We start from the raw sequence: 18,657 nt of genomic DNA, 5'->3' as shown, positions 1-18,657 counted from the left end.
GGCACCGGAGAGGGTGCGATCAACGATCGAGCAGCGCCTGCAGCGTCTCGATGTGGTCGGCCTCGTTGGCGGGCTTGTCCCAGCGCAGCCGCGAGATGCGGGGAAAGCGCATGGCAACGCCGGATTTGTGACGCGTCGAACGGTTGAGCCCTTCGAAGGCGACTTCCAGCACCAGCCCGTTGTCACGGTCGGCGCGCACCGAGCGCACAGGCCCGAAACGCTCGATCGTGTTGTCGCGGACATATTTGTCGATCTGCCTCAATTCCTCGTCGGTGAAGCCGAAATAGGCCTTGCCGACCGGCACCAGTTCCTCCTCGCCTTCCGCTCCGGACCAGACGCCGAACGTGTAATCGGAGTAGAAGCTCGAGCGCTTGCCGTGGCCGCGCTGGGCGTACATGAGCACGGCGTCCACCGTGTGCGGGTCACGTTTCCATTTGAACCAGGGCCCCTTCGGCCGGCCGGCGACATAGGGCGAATCCCAGCGCTTCAGCATCACGCCTTCGATGATCGGGTGCGGCGGCGCCCGGCGCAGTTCCTCCAGCGCCTGCCAGTCCGAGAACGCGACGAATGGCGAAAGATCGAAGCGGCTCGGGTCGAGCGTTTTCACGAAGTTTTCGAGGCGGACGCGCCGCTCCCGGAAGGGCAATCCCCGCAAATCCTCCGCGCCGACCTGCAAAAGGTCGTAGCAACGCATGAAAGCCGGATATTGCTGCTGCATCTTCAGTGACACCGTCTTGCGGTTCAACCGCTGCTGGAGATCCGAGAATGTCCCTGTCGCTTCCCGGGGATCGCCGACCAGCAATTCCCCGTCGAGCGTGGCCGAGAAAACCATCGCCTCGGCGAGGTCGGGAAAGGCGCCGGAGACATCGTCGCCGGTGCGCGAATAGAGCCGGCGGATGCCGCCTTCCGACACCGCCTGGACGCGGATGCCGTCCCATTTCCACTCGGCCACGTAATCGGCGGGGTCGAGCCTGTCGAGATCGCCGTCGCCGACCGGGTTGGACAGCATCACCGGCCGGAACAGTGCCCGCGCGGCCCTCTCGGGCTTTGCGGCCTTGCCTTCCAGCCATGCGAACAAGGCTGTGTACGGCGGCGACAGCCCGTGCCAGAGTTCCTCGATCTCGGCGACGTCGACCTTGCCGAAATCCGCCAGTGCCTGCTTGGCCAGCCGCGCCGACACCCCGATGCGCAACCCGCCGGTGACCAGCTTGATGATGGCGAAGCGGGCCGAGATGCCGGCACTGTCGAGCAGGTTTGACAGCACTTTCGGGCCGTCGGAGCGGCTCGCCGCCTGCAGCTTCGCGACCACCTCACCGAGCGTCGGCTCACGGTTCGGTATGGTTCCGGGCGTCTGCGGCCAGACCAGCGACACGGTCTCGGCGAGATCGCCGACATAGTCGTAGGAATAGCCGAACAGCACCGGATCCATGCGTTCGGTCACCAGGGTGCGCAGCATCGCCGGCTTGATCGCGGCGATGTTGAGGTCGCCGGTGATGGCAGCCAGCGCCAGCCCGCGATCGGGATCCTCGACGCTGCGGAAATAATCGGTCAGCAGCGTCAGCTTGCCGTTGCGCGACGGCGTCAGCACAAGGCGGTCGAGCAGTTCGGCGAAGCGATTCATGCCATCAATCGCCCTCGTCCTCATACCCCACCAGATGCAGTGGCCGCGCCGCGATGCCTTCGAGTTCGCACCAGCGCACCAGCGCCTCCTCGCGGCCGTGTGTCACCCAGATTTCCTCTGCGCCGGTCTCCTTGATCGTGGCGGTCAGTTCGTCCCAGTCGGCATGATCCGAAATGATCAGCGGCAGCTCGACGCCGCCCTGCTTGGCGCGCTGGCGGATGCGCATCCAGCCCGAGGCGAAGCAGGAGATCGGATCGGGAAAGCGCCTCGCCCAGCGATCGGCGAAGGCGGCCGGCGGACCGACGACGATGGCGCCGGTGAAATCATCCTTGCTGGCGCTCTCCACTGTCGCCGGCTCCAGCGTGCCGAGATCGATGCCCTGGCTCTGGTAATAGTCGCTGAGCTTGGCCAGCGCGCCGTGGATATAGATCGGCCTGTCGTAGCCGGCGTCGCGCAACAGACGCATCACCCGTTGCGCCTTGCCCAGCGCGTAGGCTCCGATGAGATGCGAGCGTTCGGGGAACTGCGCCGCCGATTTCAGGAGCCGCGCGATCTCCTCCTCGTCCGGCGGGTGGCGAAACACCGGCAGGCCGAAGGTTGCCTCGGTGATGAACACATCGCACGCGATTGGCTCGAACGGCAGGCATGTCGCGTCCTGCTGCCGCTTGTAGTCGCCGGAGGCGACGATGCGCATGCCCTGATGCACGACCGCGATCTGCGCCGAGCCCAGCACATGGCCGGCCGGATGAAAGCTGATGTCGACGCCGTTGAGGGCAATTCGCTCGCCCAGTCCTGCCGTCTGTGTCGTGCCTGCAAAACCCTCGCCATAGCGAAGCTCCATGATGTCCAGCGTCTGCTGCGTCGCCAGCACCGACCCGTGGCCGGAGCGTGCGTGGTCGGAATGGCCGTGCGTGATCAGCGCCCGGTTGACCGGCCGCACCGGGTCGATGAAGAAGTCGCCCGGCGGGCAGTAAAGGCCCTCGGGCCGGGGATGGAGCAGGTCGCTGGCGCGCATTGTTCCAAGATAGTGGCTAATTCGGGCGCGGGAAGCCTGTTGCAAGAGACTGCTGACTCGGCCTACAGCCAAGCGCCGGGCAGCAGTCAGGCGACGCGGTCTGAGGCCTGTGGGTGCCTCTGCTGCGAAAAAGCCCCAATCGCATGCCGGATTATGTCGGGGCAGTGTCGTACGGAGGGATTTTCCATGCGCTGGAACATGATGGCCTTGGCCTCTTGCCTCGTTATGGCGGGCTGTGTCGGCAACTCCATGTCCGAGCGCCAGGACGAAAACGTCCAGTCTTCACTGCAATATGACAGCGTGCCTTGCGGCCAGTTGCTGGCGCAACGCAACGCCCTGGCTCGGCAATACAATCTGTCCCAGCAGGCCAAGCCGACATTCTCCAACCCCGCGATGGGCTTCGGCCCGTTCATTCCGGATATCCGCTCCAAGACCAAGCGCGATGCCGACAAGGCAAGCGGCGAGATCGACGCCATGAACCGGTCTATCGAGCGCCGCGATTGCGGCAAGCCGGACAAGCAGAAGAAGTTCGCTCTGCCCGGCTGACGCAGGTCGCCTAAGGCGATCCCGATGACCACATGCCAGCGGCCTAATATCCCGCTTTGCGGTCCACCAGGTTCTCCAGCTTTTCGCCCCGCTCGAAGGCGTCCATCTGGCGCAGCATGATCGGCGCCAGGTGGACGGGATCGGACGTGGCCGCGGCATGCGGCGTCACGAACACTTTCGGATGGGCCCATAGCGGGCTGGTCTTCGGCAGCGGTTCGACCTCGAACACGTCGAGGCTCGCTTCCTTCAGCGTGCCGTCGTCCAGCGCGCGCACGATGTCGGCATCCTTCTGCAGGCGGCCGCGACCGGCATTGATCAGCACCGAGCCGCCAAGACCGTTGCGCTTGCGCAATTCCTTCAGCACGCCGTAATTGATGATACCCTTGGTATCCGGCGTCAGCGGCAGCAGCACGACCAGTATGTCTGTGGCATTGAGGAACGGGATAAGCCCGGCCTCGCCGCAATAGGTCGCGACACCTTCCATCGGCCGGTCCGTGCGCGACCAGCCATTGACCGCGAAGCCGAGCGACAGCAGCGCCGACGCCGCCGCGCGGCCGAGACTGCCGAGCCCCATGATGCCGACAGAGATATCTTCAGCGGTGCGCTGCGCCGGCTCGCGCCATATCTTCTTCGGCTGCTGCGACCGGTACAGCAGGCCCTGGCGGTGATGATCGAGCACCCGCCAGACGACATATTCGGTCATGTGCTGGGCCAGGTTGCCGGCGACGACCTTGACGATCGGCACGTCCGGCAGGCTGGGATCGGAGAAGATGTGGTCGACACCGGCGCCGATCGAGAAGATGGCGCGCAGATTGGGCAGCGACCCCAACAGGTTCGGCCGCTGTTTCCACACCACCGCATAGGTGATCGAAGGATCGCTGGCGCCGTCCGGCTCGAGCACCACCTCGCGCTCTGCGGACAGCAGTTCGCGCCAGCGCTGCGGGTGAAAGCCGGTGACGGCAAGCAGGATTTTGCCTTTTTCCATTTATGGATTTTGTCCTGTTGTTCGGTTTGGAGCAATTGCGGGAAAGGCGCAAGGCGGCTTTCCGTCCGGAATTGCGAAGGAAGGAGTCACTCGCTGACGACCCCCGTCGGGGCGGTTTCTATCTTGAAGGCGGCCGAGATCAGCGCCCGAGTATAGTCGGTTTGCGGCTTTTCAAAAATCTGTTCGGAAGGACCGGCTTCGACGATCTGGCCATTGCGCATGACGATGACATCGTTGGCCAGGGCCCGGATGACCTTGAGGTCGTGGCTGATGAAGAGATAGGCGAGGTCATGCTTGGCCTGCAGGCTGCGCAGGAGGTCGACGACCTGCGCCTGCACGCTCATGTCGAGCGCCGAGGTCGGCTCGTCCAGCATGACGAAACGCGGGTTGAGCACCATGGCGCGAGCAATGGCGACGCGCTGGCGCTGGCCGCCGGAGAATTCGTGCGGATAGCGGTTGCGCGTCGCCGGGTCGAGCCCGACTTCCTTCAGCACGTCGACCACCTTGTCGTCGCGCTCGTCGAGCGACAGCTTCGGCTCGTGGATCTTCAAGCCTTCTTCGATGATCTCGGCGATGGACATGCGGGGGCTCAGCGAGCCGAAAGGATCCTGGAAGACGATCTGCAATTCGCGCCTGAGCGGGCGCATGGCGTTGAACGAGAGCTGGTTGATGTCGCGCCCGTTGAACTGGATGGTTCCGCTTGACGAGATCATCCGCGCCAGCGCCAGGCCGAGCGTGGTCTTGCCCGACCCGGACTCTCCGACCACGCCCAGCGTCTGGCCGGCCCGCACGGTGACGTCGATGCCGTCGACCGCCTTCACATGGTCGACGGTGCGCCGGAAGAAGCCCTGCTTGACCGGAAACCAGACTTTGATGTCCTTGCCGGTCATCACGGGTGCCGCGGCGCTGTTGGCCGCGGGTGGCTTGCCCTTGGGCTCGGCCGCCAGAAGATGGCGCGTATAGGCGTGCTGCGGATTGGCGAAGATGTCCTTGGTAGGCCCCATCTCGACGATCTTGCCCTTGGTCATCACGCACACCCGGTCGGCGATCTTGCGCACGATGCCGAGATCATGGGTGATGAACAGCATCGACATGCCCTTGCGGCTTTTCAAGCCGGCCAGCAGCTCGAGGATCTGCGCCTGCACGGTGACGTCGAGCGCCGTCGTCGGCTCGTCGGCGATCAGGAGTTCCGGCTCGTTGGCCAGCGCCATGGCGATCATGACGCGCTGGCGCTGACCGCCGGACAGCTGGTGCGGATAGGCGTCGAGGCGCTTCTGCGGCTCGCGGATGCCGACCTCGTTGAGCAGGGCCAGCGTGCGCGCCTTGGCCGCGCGGTCCGCCATGCCCTGGTGCAGCTTCAGGATCTCGACGATCTGCTGCTCGATCGTGTGCAGCGGATTGAGCGAGGTCATCGGCTCCTGGAAGATCATGGTGATCTTATTGCCGCGCACCTGCCGCAGCTGCTTCTCGTTCATGGCGAGCAGGTCGGCGCCCTGGAACAGGATCCTGCCCGAGGGGTGGCTGGCGCTGGGATAGGGCAAGAGCTTCAGCACCGACAGCGCCGAGACCGATTTGCCGGAGCCGGATTCGCCGACCAGCGCCACCGTCTCGCCCTTGGCGATGTCGAAGGAGATGTGATCGACGGCCAGCGACTGCTGTCCGCCTTGCGCAAAGGCGACGCTGAGGTCCCGGACCGAGAGCAGGGGGGGCTCGCTCATCGGAACGTCTTGCGCGGATCGAAGGCGTCGCGTGTCGCTTCGCCGACGAAGACCAGCAGCGACAGCATCAGCGAGATGACGACGAAGCCGGAAATGCCGAGCCACGGCGCGTTGAGATTGCGCTGCGCCTGCTTGAGCAATTCCCCAAGCGAGGCCGAGCCCGGCGGCAGGCCGAAACCGAGATAGTCTAGCGAGGTCAGCGTCGAGATCGAGCCTGAGAGCAGGAACGGCAGGAAGGTCAGTGTCGCCACCATGGCGTTGGGCAACAGGTGCCGGAACATGATGGTGCGGTTGCGCACGCCGAGCGCGCGCGCCGCGTTGACGTACTCGAAATTGCGCGCGCGCAGGAATTCGGCCCGCACCACGCCGACCAACGCCACCCAGGAAAACAGCAGCATCAGCCCGAGCAGGATGAAGAAGCCCGGCGGCAGTATGGCGGCGACGATAAGCAGGAGATAGAGCACGGGGATAGCCGACCATATCTCGATGAAGCGCTGGAACAGCAGGTCCGTCCAGCCGCCGAAATAGCCCTGTAGGGCGCCGGCCGCGACGCCGATCAGAGCCGAGCCGGCGGTCAGGATCAGTCCGAACAGCACCGAGATACGGAAACCGTAGATGACCCGCGCCAGCACGTCGCGCGCCTGGTCGTCGGTGCCCAGCCAGTTCCAGTTACCGACGCTGCAGGCCGGATCAGCAGGCCCTTGCGGGTACTGGTTGCAGCGCGTCTTGGCGTCATACTGCCAGGACGGCTTGGCCGGGGCTGCTTCGGGAATGGCGTTGTTGACGGTCTGGTATGAATAGCGGATCGGCGGCCAGATCATCCAGCCATTGGCGTTGATCTCGTCCTGGATCACCGGGTCGCGATAGTCGGTGACGGCATAGAAGCCGCCGAACTTCTCTTCGGGATAGGCGACCAGCACCGGAAACAGGATCTCGCCCTTGTAGGAGGCGATGATCGGCTTGTCGTTGGCGATGAATTCGGCGAACAGCGACAGCACGAACAGGACAAGGAAGATCCACAGCGACCAGTAGCCGCGCCGGTTGGCCTTGAAGTTCTGCAGGCGGCGCTTGTTGAGCGGCGACAGAAACGGCCGCGGCATCCGCTCCGGCACGACCCCGGCGGTAACACTTGCCTCCGACATCAAACGTCTCTCCGCTCGAAATCGATGCGCGGATCGACCCAGGTGTAGATGAGGTCGGACAGCAATCCGACGAACAGGCCGAGAAGCGAGAAGATGTAGAGGTTGGCGAACACCACGGGATAGTCGCGTTCGACCACCGACCGGAAGCCGAGCAGGCCGAGCCCATCGAGCGAGAAGATGTTTTCGATCAGCAGCGAACCGGTGAAGAAGGCCGAGATGAAGGCGCCGGGAAAACCGGCGATGACGATCAGCATGGCGTTGCGGAAGACATGGCCATAGAGCACCTGCCGTTCCGAGAGGCCCTTGGCGCGGGCGGTCACCACATACTGCTTGCGGATTTCCTCCAGGAAGGAATTCTTGGTCAGCAGCGTCGTCGTGGCGAAGGCCGACAGCACCAGCGCCGTCAGCGGCAAGGTCATGTGCCAGAGATAGTCCCCGATCTTGGCCGGCCATGACAACTGGTCCCAATTGTCCGAGACGATGCCGCGCAGCGGGAACCAGTCCCAGAACGAACCACCGGCAAACAGCACCATCAGCATGATGCCGAACAGGAAACCCGGAATGGCATAGCCGACGATGACGACGCCGCTGGTCCAGATGTCGAAGGGGCTGCCGTCCTTCACCGCCTTGCGGATGCCGAGCGGGATCGAGATCAGGTAGGACAGGAGCGTGATCCACAGCCCGATCGAGATCGACACCGGCATTTTTTCCAGGATCAGGTTGAGCACCGAAATGTCGCGGAAATAACTGTCGCCGAAATCGAACCGGATATAATTCCACAGCATCAGGCCGAAGCGCTCGAGCGGCGGCTTGTCGAAGCCGAACTGCTTCTCCAGCTTCTTGATGAATTCCGGATCGAGCCCCTGCGCGCCGCGATATTTTGAACCGACGTCGCCGGCGGCATCGAAATTACCACCGCCCGCATCGCCGCCGCCACCGCCCAGACGATCGCTGCCGCCCTGGTTCGTCAGCTTGGCGATGACCTGCTCGACCGGGCCGCCGGGGGCAAACTGAATGACGGCGAACGAGATCGCCATGATGCCGAACAGGGTCGGAATCATCAAAAGGATGCGGCGCAGGATATAGGCGCCCATCAGATGGTGCCCTCCCGACGCATGTGATTGGCGAAACCGTCGATGAACGCGCCTCTTTCCCCGTCACTATACGGGCAGAGGATGCCGGTCCACCCTCCGCAGCTGCGGCGCAGCTGCTGCGGAGGACGGGCAGGCAGGTGAGGGGCGGTGCTTACGCCCGCAAGAAATTCAGCCTTTGCCAATTTTTGCCGCCTTGCCCTTGTCGAACCACCACAGCGTCTCGACCGGAAAGCCGAAATCAGGCTTTTGCTCGACGAAGCCGAACATGTCCCAATAGGCGACGCGGTGATTCGCCAGATAGTATGTTGGAATCCAGTCCAGCCGCGCGCGCAAGACCCGATCGAGCGCTCTGAGCGCGGTGACGAGTTCGGACCGGCTTCGCGCCTTGCCGGCTGCCACGATCAACGCGTCGATGGCCTTGCTTTCTGTTCCGGGGTAGTTGCGCTGCCCCGGGATTTTCGCCATTCGAGAATCATAGAGCATCTCCAGGCTGTCATCAGTCGGCGTCGCCCCGATCGACCAATGCAGCACGGTAAGATCGAAGTCGAAATCGCTCTGCCGCTGTTCATATTGCGCCGAATCGACCTGCCGGATCGAAGCGTCGATCCCGATCGCCTTCATATTCTCGGACCATGGGGTGTAGATGCGAACGATGCCGTCATCCTCCGTCAGCATTTCCACCCGCAGCCGCTCGCCCTTGTCGTTGACGACGAAATTGCCCGCCCGCTTCCAGCCGGCTTGCGCGAGCAATCTCGAAGCCTCGCCCAGCAGCTTGCGATCATGGCCTGACCCGTCGGACAGAGGCTGCGTCACGGCTTCGCCAAAAACCTCCGGTGGCAACTCGGCCCGGAATGGCTCCAGCAGGACCAGTTCCTCAGGCGAGGGCAAGCCTTCGGCCTTGTAATCCGACCGTTCGAAGTTCGATTGAGAGCGCTCGTAAGAGCCATAAAACAACGCCCGCTTCATCCATTCGAAATCGAAACACCGGGCGATCGCCCGTCGCACCCGCTCATCGCGGAATTGCGCACGACGCTGGTTCAGTGCGACGCCCTGCATGTCTGGCGTCTTCTCGCCGGGAAATTCCCGTTTGACGACCTTGCCGTCCTTGAGCGCCGGAAAATCGTAGCCGGTCGCCCAGACCCGCGCGGTAAACTCCTCGCGAAAATGCGTGTCACCCTTCTTGAAGGCTTCGAACGCCGCCTGCCGGTCGAGATAGAAGTCGATGCGGATACGGTCGAAATTATACTGGCCGCGATTCACCGGGAGGTCGCGGCCCCAATAGTCGGGCACGCGCTCATATTCGACTGTCTGTCCCGCGGCCACTCGCCCCATTTTGTATGGTCCCGAGCCGAGCGGCGGCGTCATCGTCGAGGCATTGAAATCATTGACCGCATAAAAGGCCTTGGACACGATCGGCATCGCCACGATCCTGAGGATGTTTTGCGCGGACTGTTCGCCGTTGAAGGTAAGGTTGAGGGTGAGTGGATCCTCGGCGACCGCGTCGGTCATATACCGCAACGCCTGGGAAAGGTTCGGATGCCCTTGCTCTTTGTAAAGCTTCAACGCGAAGACGACGTCTTCGGCGGTTAGCGGCGAGCCGTCGTGGAAACGCGCTTGCGGTCGCAGCGCGAAGCGGAAGCCGTTGCGGTCTTGCGACAAGGTGACGGACTCGGCAAGCAGGCCGTAGACCGCATCCGGCTCGTCGAGCGCGCTTGCCATCAAGGAATCGAAACAGAGTTCGGTGCGCGGCGGCGCATCTCCTTTCAATACCAGGGAATTCAACGTGTTGAAGGTCAGGAAGCTTTGGTTGAGCGTGGCGTTCGGCGGCGCGAAATTCATCTGGCCGCCCTTGGGTGCATCCGGATTGACGTAGTCGAAATGCGTGAAATCCGGTTTGTATTTGAGGTCGCCGTAGGCGGACAGGCCGTGCAGTTTGGTGCCGGTCGCAATATTGGCAAAGGCTTTTCCGGGCAACAGGGCGGCGACAGCGGCGGCACTGCCCAGGCCCAGGAAATCGCGACGGGGCAGCACCGCCATCAATTGTTGCCCTTGTATTTGGCCGCCAGCGCCTTTTCCTTCTCCGGATCGATCCACCAGGAATTCTGGTCGGCGCCGATATAGCTCGGCTGTTTGGCGGGAATGCCGAATTTGTTCCAGTAAGCCAGCCAGACCACGGCTCGATAGTACTGCGGCACGACGTAGTAGTTCCACAGCAGCACGCGGTCGAGCGCATGGGTGGCGGCAACCAGATCGTCGCGGTCGGTGGCGAAGATGATGCGGTCGACCAGGGCATCGACGACCGGGTTCTTGATGCCGGCGTAGTTGCGCGACCCCGGTCGGTCGGCTGCCCTGGAACTCCAGAAGTCGCGCTGCTCATTGCCAGGCGATTCCGACTGGCCGAGTTGCCCGATAATGACATCGTAGTCGAAATTGTTGACGCGGTTGACGTACTGGGTCTGGTCGATGATGCGCAACGTGGCGTCGACGCCGATCTTGCGCAGATTGGCGATATAGGGGCTGGAGATGACCTGGTCGGTGTCGTTCCAGCCGAGTATCTCGAACTTGAACGGCTCGCCGGTCTTGGCATTGACCATCTTGCCGCCCTTGATCACCCATCCAGCCTTGGCGAAGAGGTCGACTGCCTGCTTCAGGTATTTCCGCTCGGCCTGCGGCGAATCGTAGACCGGCAGCTTGAATTCCTGGGTGAACAGCTCGGGCGGCAGCTTGTCGCGATACTGTTCCAGAATTTCCAGCTCCTTGCCTTGCGGCAAGCCGCTGGAGGCCAGTTCAGTTCCCTGGAAATAGCTGCTGGTGCGGGTGTTGAACCCGTAGAACAGCGTACGGTTCATCGTCTCGAAGTCGAAAGGATAGGTCAGCGCGGCCCGCACCAGGCGGTCCTGGAACAGCGGGCGCCTCTGGTTGAGCATAAAAGCCTGCATCGGCTCTGGCGAGGTGGTCTTGAATTCCTGCTTGATGACATCGCCGGCCTTGACCGCCGGGAAATCATAGAATGTCTTCCAGCGCTTCGAACTGTTTTCCGGTTTGATGTCGTCAAGTCCGCCCTTGGTGAAGGCCTGCCAGGCGGCATTGTCATCAAGGATGTAGGTGAAACGCTGCCTGTCGAAATTCTCGCGGCCGACCTTCACCGGCAGCTTGGCACCCCAATAGTCCGGCACGCGCTGCCAGACGATTTCCGAGCCAGGCTTGAAGCTTGCGATCTTGTAGGCGGCGGAGCCGAGCGGCGGCTCCAGCGTCGGCCTGGTGACGTTGCGCTTCTTGCCGTTGGCATCCGTGCCTTCCCACCAGTGTTTCGGCAGCACGGCGAGGTCACCCAGGATTTTAGGCAGCTCGCGGTTGCCCTTCTGGCTGAAATGAAACTCGACTTCGCGATCCGAGACGGCCACGGCATCCGTGACGTTCTCGAAATAGCGGCTGTACATCGGGCTGTTGGCCTTCAGCACCTGGAATGACCAGATCACGTCGTCGACGGTGATAGGCTGGCCGTCATGCCACTTCGCGCGGGGGTCGAGCCGGTAAGTCGCCGAGGAAAAGTCGGCCGGGTATTTGTAGGCGTCGGCGATCAGCGGATGACTGACACTGCCTTCGTCGGTCGCCTGCTCCATCAGCGTGTCGTAGAGCAGGCCGCCGCCGAACCCGACCAGGCCGGCGGCCGGTGAACCCTGCACGATATAGGGATTGAAGCTGTCGAACGTGCCCAGTACCACCGAATTCAGCGTGCCGCCTTTGGGCGCGTTGGGATTGACGTAGTCATAGTGCTGGAAATTGTCGCCATATTTGGATTCGCCGATCAGCGATGAGGTGGTGCGCCATTCATCGGCCAGGGCCGCCTGCAACCCCGCGGCCAGCAGGGCCGCCGCCAGCAACGATTTGAGAAGCACTCGGCCAAGCGTCATCCACTGTCCTCTTCGCGATGCGTGCCATCATCCAGAAAGGCAATCTAGATGATTTGCCGCGCGTGAAAACCGCCATGCGCGGCTTTGTCGCCGCATATGCGGTTTTCCTAACGAAAAAGCCGGGCTGAACCCGGCTTTTTCAAGGTCGTCAAGACGAGATCCGGTTTATTGAGCAGGCGCCGGTGCCGGGGCGGCCGGAGCTGGTGCGGCGGGAGCCGCAGGCGCCGCTGGCTTGGCAGGAGCTGCGCCTTCGGCCGGCTTGGCCGGTGCGGCCCCTTCGGCGGGCTTGGCGGGGGCGGATGCATCGGCGGCAGCGCCCGGGGCGGGCAGCGGCTTGGGATTGTCCGACAGCGTGCGCAGATAGGCGATGACGTTGGCGCGGTCTTCTTCCTTCGGCAGGCCGGCAAAGCCCATCGCCGTGCCTTTCACGAATTTTTTCGGCGAGGTGATGAAGTGGTTGATGTTGTCGTAGGTCCACTTCTCTGTGCCGCCCTTGGAAAACTCCTTCATGCCGGCCGAATAGGCGAAGCCCTCATGCTCGGCGACCGGGCGGTCGATGAGATCCCACAAATCCGGGCCGACCTTGTTGGGGCCGCCCTTCTCGCCGGAGTGGCAGGCCTGGCATTTCTTGAAGATGGCAGCGCCCTGTTCGGCACTTGCGTTGGCCAGAAGATCCGCGATCGGCTTTTCGGCGGCTGCCGGAGCGGCGGGGCCGCCCTCGGCGGGCTCGGCGGCCTCGATGGCGAAGCCGGGCTTTTCCGGAGCGGGCGAGGCAAACAGCGCGTCCGACACGATGCCGACCGAGAACACCACGAAAACGGTTCCGAGCAATCCGGCGAGCAGCTTGTTGACTTCGTTGGAATCCATACGCCCCTTGCTCCCTTTATCCGGCGGACCGATCCGTCCACTCCGTCCGTCGGTATCGAGACCTGCCCTCCAGAGCCGGTCAAATCGCGCGGAAACTAGGTCTTTTGCTCCGGCGTTGCAACACCTATAAGGGCGCTTCCAGTGAGACCTTTTGCCACTTTCCCCTCCTCGTTTCGAACGCCCGCCAAACCGATGTCCACCTTGATCCTGATCCCCGCCCGCATGGCCTCGACCCGGCTCCCGGGCAAGCCGCTGGCCGACATTGCCGGCGCCCCGATGATCGTCCATGTCGCGCGCCGCGCCGCCGAGGCCGGGCTTGGCCGTGTGGTGGTGGCGACCGACACGCAAGGCGTGGCCGAAGCGGTGCGCGCGCATGGTTTCGAGGCGGTGATGACGCGCTCGGACCACGAATCGGGTTCGGACCGGATATTCGAGGCCCTGACGGTGCTGGATCCGGCAAACAAGGTCGAAACCATCGTCAATGTGCAGGGTGACCTGCCGACCATCGATCCCGCGATCATCGTGGCCTCGCTCAGGCCGTTCGAGGACAGGGCGGTGGACATCGCCACGCTCGGCGTCGAGATCGAGCGCGACGAGGAAAAGACCAATCCCAACGTGGTCAAGATCGTTGGCTCGCCATTGTCGGCCACCAGGCTGAGGGCGCTTTATTTCACCCGCGCCACCGCGCCCTGGGGCGAGGGCGCTCTCTATCATCACATCGGCCTCTATGCCTATCGCCGCTCGGCGCTCGAGCGCTTCGTGGCGCTCAAGCCGTCGCCGCTTGAACGCCGCGAGCGGCTGGAGCAGTTGCGGGCGCTGGAAGCCGGCATGCGCATCGACGCCGAGATCGTGCGGTCGCTGCCGCTCGGCGTCGACACGCCGCAAGACCTGGAACGGGCCAGAACGATCCTTTCAAACTGAGCGCCGAACCGACACCCCTTCAACGAGAATTGGCCATGCCTGAAAAGACCAACAGAATATCCTTCCAGGGCGAGCCCGGCGCCAATTCCGACACCGCCTGCCGTAACGTCTATCCCTCGATGCAGCCGCTGCCGTGCCCGACCTTCGAGGACGCGTTCAATGCGGTCGAGACCGGCAAGGCCGATCTCGCCATGATCCCGATCGAGAACACCATCGCCGGGCGCGTCGCCGACATTCACCATCTGCTGCCGGAATCGAGGCTGCACATCGTCGGCGAATATTTCCTGCCCATCCATTTCCAGCTGATGGTGCTGCCAGGTGTGAGGCGTGACGAGATCAAAACCGTGCACAGCCACATCCATGCGCTCGGCCAGTGCCGCAAATACGTCCGCAAAAATGGCTGGAAGGCGGTTGTCGCCGGCGACACGGCGGGCGCGGCCAAGATGGTCTCCGAGGTCAAGGACCGCACCATGGCCGCCCTGTCCCCGGCATTGGCCGCAACGCTCTACGGCCTAGACATCATCGAGGAGAATGTCGAGGACACCGATTCCAACGTCACGCGCTTCGTCGTCCTGACCAAGAACAAGCAGTGGGCCGAACGCCCGTCGCCTGACGCCAAGATGATGACGACGTTCATCTTCCGCGTCCGCAACGTGCCGGCCGCCCTCTACAAGGCGATGGGCGGTTTCGCCACCAACGGCATCAACATGACCAAGCTCGAGAGCTACCAGCTCGGCGCCTTCACGGCGACACTGTTCTACGCCGACATCGAGGGCCACCCCGACGATCCGCTGGTCAAGCTGGCGCTGGACGAGCTTCGCTTCTTCTCGCGCGAAGTGCGGATCCTCGGCGTCTATCCGGCAAGTGAGTCACGCGAGCAGTGGAAGGTAGCGGATTGAGCTACCAGCCAAGGGGCACATAGTCGATCTCCATGAAGGTCTCGACTTCAGGAATCCAGCGGTCGCGCACAAAGGCGACGTGGTCGGGATGGTCGTTGTACCTGGTATAGGCGGCCTGGTCGGCGAATTCCATGGAGAAGCCGAACTGGTAGTCGTTCTTGGGGCTGACCTGGCGCAATTGTTCGAAATGGGTGACGCCCCTGATCGCCGAGAGGAATTTTTTGGCGTCGACCAGGAACCTTTTTTCCTCCAGCGAGTGCGGCGGATGCTTCAGCGTGAACACGACGGTATGGCGGATCATTTCCCTCTCCTGATTTCCATTATTCGCTGTCGACCCAGGCGCGGATCAGGTGATGCGCGATGGCTCCCTTCGGCGGCGTGATCAGATTGCCCGGATGCTCCCTGGCCAGCATCAGGCGCACCTCGTCGCGCAAGAACCAGCGGCAGTCTTCCAGCTCGTTGAGGTCGGCCTGGATGTCTTCATTGAGCGGCTCGCCGAAGCAGCCGATCATCAGCGAATAGGGGAATGGCCAGGGCTGGCTGGCGTGGTAGACGACGCGGCCGAGCCGGATGCCGGCCTCCTCCAGCGTCTCGCGGCGCACCGCCGCCTCGATCGTCTCGCCCGGCTCGATGAAGCCGGCAAGGGCGGAGTACATGCCCGGCGCGAAATGCCGGCCGCGCCCGAGCAGGCATTTCTCGCGCGTCGCCGTCAGCATGATCGCCACCGGATCCGTGCGCGGAAAATGCTCGGTGCCGCAATTCGGGCAATGGCGCTTGTAGCCGCCGGCCCGCATTTGTGACTCGGTCCCGCATTTGCTGCAGAAACGATGGCTGGCGTGCCAGGCGAGCAGTGCGGCGCCCTGCGCCATCGCTCCGGCGGCCGCTTCGTCGATCAGGCCTTGCATGTAGACCGAGCGGTAGTCGATGGCCTTGACTGTTTCGGGAAGCTGTTCCGGCTCGAGACCGGCGGTCACCGCCAGCACCGGGCCCTGGTCGGAGAATCCAAGCAGCACACCGCTGCCGGGCAAGGTCTGGAAGGGCAGGCTTTCGGCGACGCCGAACCAGGGATCGAAGCTGCCGTCACGAACCTTCAGGTAGAGCCGGCCGCCCTGCATCAAAAGCAGCCTGGTTCCGGGATCGGCGAGCGCTTTGTCGACCGAATCGTCGGCGCGGTTCTCGGATTGTCGGTCGATACTGTTGCCGGCGAAGCCGACGAATTGGCTCGGCTCGCGCAAGGGCGCGTCAAACAGGCTAAAGCTCATGCGGACTCTGGGCGTTCGGGATGGACATGTTCGGGATGGACACGGGAAGGCTTATAGCGCCGCCCTTATCGTTTCGGCAAACCGGCGCAGCTCGGAGCGCTGATAGGGCTCGCGCAGGCCGTGTCCCCACACCGGGCCGGGCCAGCCGGGATCGCCTTCCGAACGGGCGATGACGTGGATGTGCAGCTGGCGCACCATGTTGCCGAGCGCGCCGGTGTTGATCTTGGTGCAGCCGGTCACCTTCTTCAGCGCCTGCGCCACCATATTGGTCTCGAAGGTCAGCATTGTCTGGTCGAGCGGCGTCATGTCGTGGATTTCCTCCACGCCCGGCCGCTGCGGCACCAGAAGCAGCCATGGCCAGCGGCGGTCGTTCATCACGCGCAGTTCACACAGCCCAAGCCACATCAACTGCTCGCTGTCCGCCTCCAGCCGGGCATCCAGCGTGAATCCGGCCTTCAGGCCCGGCAGCATCGGCGTTTCCCTTGCTTTTGGTGTTTTCCTCAGAGTCATGAACGCTAGAGCGGCTGCATCGAGGCTGCAAGCGAATCTCGTGGCTGGTGCAGCTGATTTGCCTGCGCCCTTGCATTTCGTCGCCGAATTGCCGATATGGACGGCGGGAGGTTGGTGGTGGACGATCCACTCGCCAACCGGGTCAGGTCCGGAAGGAAGCAGCCCTAACGAGCCCGGAACGGGTCATTGTTCCAGCCTCCCACCTCATCGGCCCTTCTCGCGACGTTGACGACGCATTGCAGCGCGGGCGAAACTATGCGCAGGAATCGGCCGCCCTTTGGCGCGGCCATTTGGAGTTTTGCGGGCGAATGAGCGAAGCCGGAAATTCGGGACCAAAAAGCCTGGAGATAGGCAAGGCTGGCGCCTATCGCGTGCTGGCGCGCAAGTACCGTCCGGCGAATTTCTCCGAACTGGTCGGCCAGGAGCCGATGGTGCGCACGCTCACCAACGCTTTCGCCACCGGCCGCATCGCCCAGGCCTGGATGTTGACCGGCGTGCGCGGCGTCGGCAAGACCACGACGGCGCGCATTCTCGCGCGGGCCCTGAATTATAAAACGGCAACAATCGACCAGCCTTCCGTCGACCTTGCCGTGCTCGGCGAGCACTGCCAGGCGATCATGGAAGGCCGCCATGTCGACGTCATCGAGATGGATGCCGCCTCGCACACCGGCATCGATGATATCAGGGACATCATCGAACGGGTGCGCTACGCGCCGGTCTCGGCCCGCTACAAGGTCTACATCATCGACGAAGTGCACATGCTGTCGACGCAGGCCTTCAACGGCCTGTTGAAGACGCTGGAAGAGCCGCCGCCGCACGTCAAGTTCATCTTCGCCACCACCGAAATCCGCAAGGTGCCGATCACCGTGCTGTCGCGCTGCCAGCGCTTTGACCTGAGGCGCATCGATGCGGCTGTGGTGAAGGCTGATCTCGCCCGGATAGCGGGCCTGGAAGGCATCGAGGCGGAAGACGACGCGCTGGCGATGATCGCGCGCGCGGCCGAGGGGTCGATGCGCGATGCTCAATCGATTTTCGACCAGGCCATCGCGCATGGCGGTGGTGCGGTCAGCGCCGAAGCCGTGCGCGCGATGCTGGGTCTCGCCGATCGCGCCCGCGTCGTCGATTTGTTCGAACATGTCATGAAGGGTGACGTTGCCGCGGCACTGGCGGAATTGCGCGCGCAATACGACACCGGCGCCGATCCGGCCGCCGTGCTGACCGACCTTGCCGAATTCAACCATCTCGTCACCCGGCTGCGTTTCGTGCCGGCCGCCGCCGACGACGCGGCGCTGTCGCAGGACGAGCGCGAGCGCGGCGCAGATTTCGCGCGGACGCTCTCGATCAAGGTGCTGTCGCGGACGTGGCAGATGCTGCTCAAGGGCATCCCGGAGGTGCAGTTCTCCAACCGGCCGGTAAGTGCAGCCGAGATGGTGCTGATCCGGCTGGCACACGCGGCCGACCTGCCTACGCTGGACGAGGCATTGAGGTCGCTGGAGAACGGCCTGCCGGCGCCGGGCGCCGCGCCGCGTTCGAACGGCGCGCCGGCGAGCCCCGGTAATGGCGGCGCTCCTGGTGGCAACGGCGCCAGCGCAGTGGCGCAGGCGCGCATGCCCGGCGGGTCGGGCGGCGCGCAGACCATGCGGCTGGTCGAAGCCGCGCCCGCTCCGGCCGCCTTCATTGCGCCTGTGCAGCCGGCGCCGGAGGCGCAGCCAATATCGCTGAAATCGCTGGCCGATATTGTCGCCCTTGCCGACGCGCAGCGCGACATCGCCTTCAAGGTGCTGGTCAAGCGCTGCATCCGCCTCGTGCGCATCGAGCCCGGCCGCATCGACGTCAGCCTGACCGACGATGCGCCCAAAATGCTGCTCAACGATTTGACGACCAAGCTGCGCGCCTGGACCGGTCGCAACTGGCTGGTGTCGCTGTCGAAGGAAGAGGGCGGCCAGACGCTGGCCGAAATGGAATCGACCAGGCGCGAGAACGCTTTGCTCGATGCCAAGAGCGATCCGACGGTCGCCGCCATCCTGGCGCGGTTTCCCGGTGCCAGGATCATCGACGTGCGCATTCCCGACGCGCCGGAAGCCGACGCGGTCGAAGCCGAAGTGCCGGTCGAGCCGCCGGCGGACGACGACGAACTCTGACGAAACCACGACTTTGCAAAGG

The 18,657-nt window shown here is 63.6% G+C and carries 16 protein-coding genes and 1 other RNA gene; 5 read left to right on the top strand and 12 right to left on the bottom strand.

Translation table 11 applies throughout. The annotated features are described in order from the left end of the window. Window positions 1-19: 19 nt before the first annotated feature. Both FJ972_RS00390 and FJ972_RS00385 read right to left on the bottom strand, forming a co-directional pair. Window positions 20-1,621, bottom strand: coding sequence for a cisplatin damage response ATP-dependent DNA ligase (locus tag FJ972_RS00390; protein ID WP_140523788.1), 1,602 nt, complete (start codon window positions 1,619-1,621; stop codon window positions 20-22). Window positions 1,622-1,625: 4 nt separating this feature from the next. After that, window positions 1,626-2,636, bottom strand: a complete 1,011-nt coding sequence (locus FJ972_RS00385) for a ligase-associated DNA damage response exonuclease (RefSeq protein WP_140523790.1) — start codon at window positions 2,634-2,636, stop codon at window positions 1,626-1,628. A gap of 186 nt (window positions 2,637-2,822) precedes the next feature. On the opposite strand from FJ972_RS00385, the gene FJ972_RS00380 reads away from it, so the two are divergent. Further along, window positions 2,823-3,182 carry a hypothetical protein gene (locus tag FJ972_RS00380; RefSeq protein WP_140513098.1) on the top strand — a complete coding sequence of 120 codons (360 nt, stop codon included), beginning with the start codon at window positions 2,823-2,825 and terminating at the stop codon, window positions 3,180-3,182. A gap of 43 nt (window positions 3,183-3,225) precedes the next feature. On the opposite strand, the gene FJ972_RS00375 is transcribed toward FJ972_RS00380, so the two are convergent. The 7 genes from FJ972_RS00375 to FJ972_RS00345 form a co-directional block, all read right to left on the bottom strand. Then, window positions 3,226-4,167: a 2-hydroxyacid dehydrogenase gene (locus FJ972_RS00375; RefSeq protein ID WP_140496893.1), complete on the bottom strand. Its 942-nt coding sequence runs from the start codon at window positions 4,165-4,167 to the stop codon at window positions 3,226-3,228. Between the two features lie 86 nt (window positions 4,168-4,253). Continuing rightward, window positions 4,254-5,885, bottom strand: a complete 1,632-nt coding sequence (locus tag FJ972_RS00370; protein WP_140523796.1) for an ABC transporter ATP-binding protein — start codon at window positions 5,883-5,885, stop codon at window positions 4,254-4,256. Continuing rightward, entirely contained in the window at window positions 5,882-7,027 is a 1,146-nt protein-coding gene (locus FJ972_RS00365) for an ABC transporter permease (protein WP_140523799.1), read from the bottom strand. Before FJ972_RS00365 ends, FJ972_RS00370 begins: the two co-directional genes overlap by 4 nt. Next, complete coding sequence (locus FJ972_RS00360) at window positions 7,027-8,121, bottom strand: microcin C ABC transporter permease YejB (RefSeq protein ID WP_140496886.1); 1,095 nt, start codon at window positions 8,119-8,121, stop codon at window positions 7,027-7,029. The genes FJ972_RS00365 and FJ972_RS00360 overlap by 1 nt, the downstream gene beginning before the upstream one ends. Window positions 8,122-8,289: 168 nt before the next feature. Continuing rightward, complete coding sequence (locus tag FJ972_RS00355; RefSeq protein ID WP_140523801.1) at window positions 8,290-10,158, bottom strand: extracellular solute-binding protein; 1,869 nt, start codon at window positions 10,156-10,158, stop codon at window positions 8,290-8,292. Next, window positions 10,158-12,035, bottom strand: a complete 1,878-nt coding sequence (locus tag FJ972_RS00350; RefSeq protein WP_140523803.1) for an extracellular solute-binding protein — start codon at window positions 12,033-12,035, stop codon at window positions 10,158-10,160. The genes FJ972_RS00355 and FJ972_RS00350 overlap by 1 nt, the downstream gene beginning before the upstream one ends. A 165-nt stretch (window positions 12,036-12,200) precedes the next feature. Then, a complete protein-coding gene (locus tag FJ972_RS00345; protein WP_140496880.1) occupies window positions 12,201-12,902 on the bottom strand; it encodes a c-type cytochrome in 702 nt (233 codons plus the stop codon). Between the two features lie 192 nt (window positions 12,903-13,094). Between FJ972_RS00345 and FJ972_RS00340 the strand changes: the two genes are divergently transcribed. Both FJ972_RS00340 and FJ972_RS00335 read left to right on the top strand, forming a co-directional pair. Next, a complete protein-coding gene (locus FJ972_RS00340; RefSeq protein WP_140523806.1) occupies window positions 13,095-13,823 on the top strand; it encodes a 3-deoxy-manno-octulosonate cytidylyltransferase in 729 nt (242 codons plus the stop codon). Between the two features lie 35 nt (window positions 13,824-13,858). After that, window positions 13,859-14,722 carry a prephenate dehydratase gene (locus FJ972_RS00335; protein WP_140496876.1) on the top strand — a complete coding sequence of 288 codons (864 nt, stop codon included), beginning with the start codon at window positions 13,859-13,861 and terminating at the stop codon, window positions 14,720-14,722. A 1-nt stretch (window position 14,723) separates the two neighbouring features. Here FJ972_RS00335 and FJ972_RS00330 read toward each other — a convergent pair whose 3' ends face one another. From FJ972_RS00330 to FJ972_RS00320, 3 genes are read right to left on the bottom strand one after another with little or no spacing between them, the layout of a single operon-like run. Further along, a complete protein-coding gene (locus FJ972_RS00330) occupies window positions 14,724-15,023 on the bottom strand; it encodes a Dabb family protein (protein ID WP_140523808.1) in 300 nt (99 codons plus the stop codon). A 19-nt stretch (window positions 15,024-15,042) separates the two neighbouring features. Continuing rightward, entirely contained in the window at window positions 15,043-15,984 is a 942-nt protein-coding gene (gene nudC, locus FJ972_RS00325; RefSeq protein ID WP_140496871.1) for an NAD(+) diphosphatase, read from the bottom strand. Between the two features lie 51 nt (window positions 15,985-16,035). Continuing rightward, window positions 16,036-16,455, bottom strand: coding sequence for an HIT family protein (locus FJ972_RS00320; RefSeq protein WP_140523811.1), 420 nt, complete (start codon window positions 16,453-16,455; stop codon window positions 16,036-16,038). Window positions 16,456-16,600: 145 nt separating this feature from the next. On the opposite strand from FJ972_RS00320, the gene ffs reads away from it, so the two are divergent. Both ffs and FJ972_RS00310 read left to right on the top strand, forming a co-directional pair. After that, an RNA gene (ffs, locus tag FJ972_RS00315) (signal recognition particle sRNA small type) lies at window positions 16,601-16,697 on the top strand. A gap of 105 nt (window positions 16,698-16,802) precedes the next feature. Beyond that, window positions 16,803-18,635 carry a DNA polymerase III subunit gamma/tau gene (locus FJ972_RS00310; RefSeq protein ID WP_140523814.1) on the top strand — a complete coding sequence of 611 codons (1,833 nt, stop codon included), beginning with the start codon at window positions 16,803-16,805 and terminating at the stop codon, window positions 18,633-18,635. Window positions 18,636-18,657 lie beyond the last annotated feature (22 nt).

The sequence above is a fragment of the Mesorhizobium sp. B2-1-1 genome (genome assembly GCF_006442975.2).
Taxonomy (GTDB): Bacteria; Pseudomonadota; Alphaproteobacteria; order Rhizobiales; family Rhizobiaceae; genus Mesorhizobium.
Note: the sequence above shows the minus strand (reverse complement) of the source record. Positions and strands in the feature narration are given on the sequence as shown.

What these genes read in the sequence shown, in the direction of transcription:
- FJ972_RS00390 (WP_140523788.1), bottom strand. Translation starts at nt 1,621, where the DNA reads ATGAATCGCTTCGCCGAACTGCTCGACCGCCTTGTGCTGACGCCGTCG.
- FJ972_RS00385 (WP_140523790.1), bottom strand. Translation starts at nt 2,636, where the DNA reads ATGCGCGCCAGCGACCTGCTCCATCCCCGGCCCGAGGGCCTTTACTGC.
- FJ972_RS00380 (WP_140513098.1), top strand. Translation starts at nt 2,823, where the DNA reads ATGCGCTGGAACATGATGGCCTTGGCCTCTTGCCTCGTTATGGCGGGC.
- FJ972_RS00375 (WP_140496893.1), bottom strand. Translation starts at nt 4,167, where the DNA reads ATGGAAAAAGGCAAAATCCTGCTTGCCGTCACCGGCTTTCACCCGCAG.
- FJ972_RS00370 (WP_140523796.1), bottom strand. Translation starts at nt 5,885, where the DNA reads ATGAGCGAGCCCCCCCTGCTCTCGGTCCGGGACCTCAGCGTCGCCTTT.
- FJ972_RS00365 (WP_140523799.1), bottom strand. Translation starts at nt 7,027, where the DNA reads ATGTCGGAGGCAAGTGTTACCGCCGGGGTCGTGCCGGAGCGGATGCCG.
- FJ972_RS00360 (WP_140496886.1), bottom strand. Translation starts at nt 8,121, where the DNA reads ATGGGCGCCTATATCCTGCGCCGCATCCTTTTGATGATTCCGACCCTG.
- FJ972_RS00355 (WP_140523801.1), bottom strand. Translation starts at nt 10,158, where the DNA reads ATGGCGGTGCTGCCCCGTCGCGATTTCCTGGGCCTGGGCAGTGCCGCC.
- FJ972_RS00350 (WP_140523803.1), bottom strand. Translation starts at nt 12,035, where the DNA reads ATGACGCTTGGCCGAGTGCTTCTCAAATCGTTGCTGGCGGCGGCCCTG.
- FJ972_RS00345 (WP_140496880.1), bottom strand. Translation starts at nt 12,902, where the DNA reads ATGGATTCCAACGAAGTCAACAAGCTGCTCGCCGGATTGCTCGGAACC.
- FJ972_RS00340 (WP_140523806.1), top strand. Translation starts at nt 13,095, where the DNA reads ATGTCCACCTTGATCCTGATCCCCGCCCGCATGGCCTCGACCCGGCTC.
- FJ972_RS00335 (WP_140496876.1), top strand. Translation starts at nt 13,859, where the DNA reads ATGCCTGAAAAGACCAACAGAATATCCTTCCAGGGCGAGCCCGGCGCC.
- FJ972_RS00330 (WP_140523808.1), bottom strand. Translation starts at nt 15,023, where the DNA reads ATGATCCGCCATACCGTCGTGTTCACGCTGAAGCATCCGCCGCACTCG.
- nudC (WP_140496871.1), bottom strand. Translation starts at nt 15,984, where the DNA reads ATGAGCTTTAGCCTGTTTGACGCGCCCTTGCGCGAGCCGAGCCAATTC.
- FJ972_RS00320 (WP_140523811.1), bottom strand. Translation starts at nt 16,455, where the DNA reads ATGCTGCCGGGCCTGAAGGCCGGATTCACGCTGGATGCCCGGCTGGAG.
- FJ972_RS00310 (WP_140523814.1), top strand. Translation starts at nt 16,803, where the DNA reads ATGAGCGAAGCCGGAAATTCGGGACCAAAAAGCCTGGAGATAGGCAAG.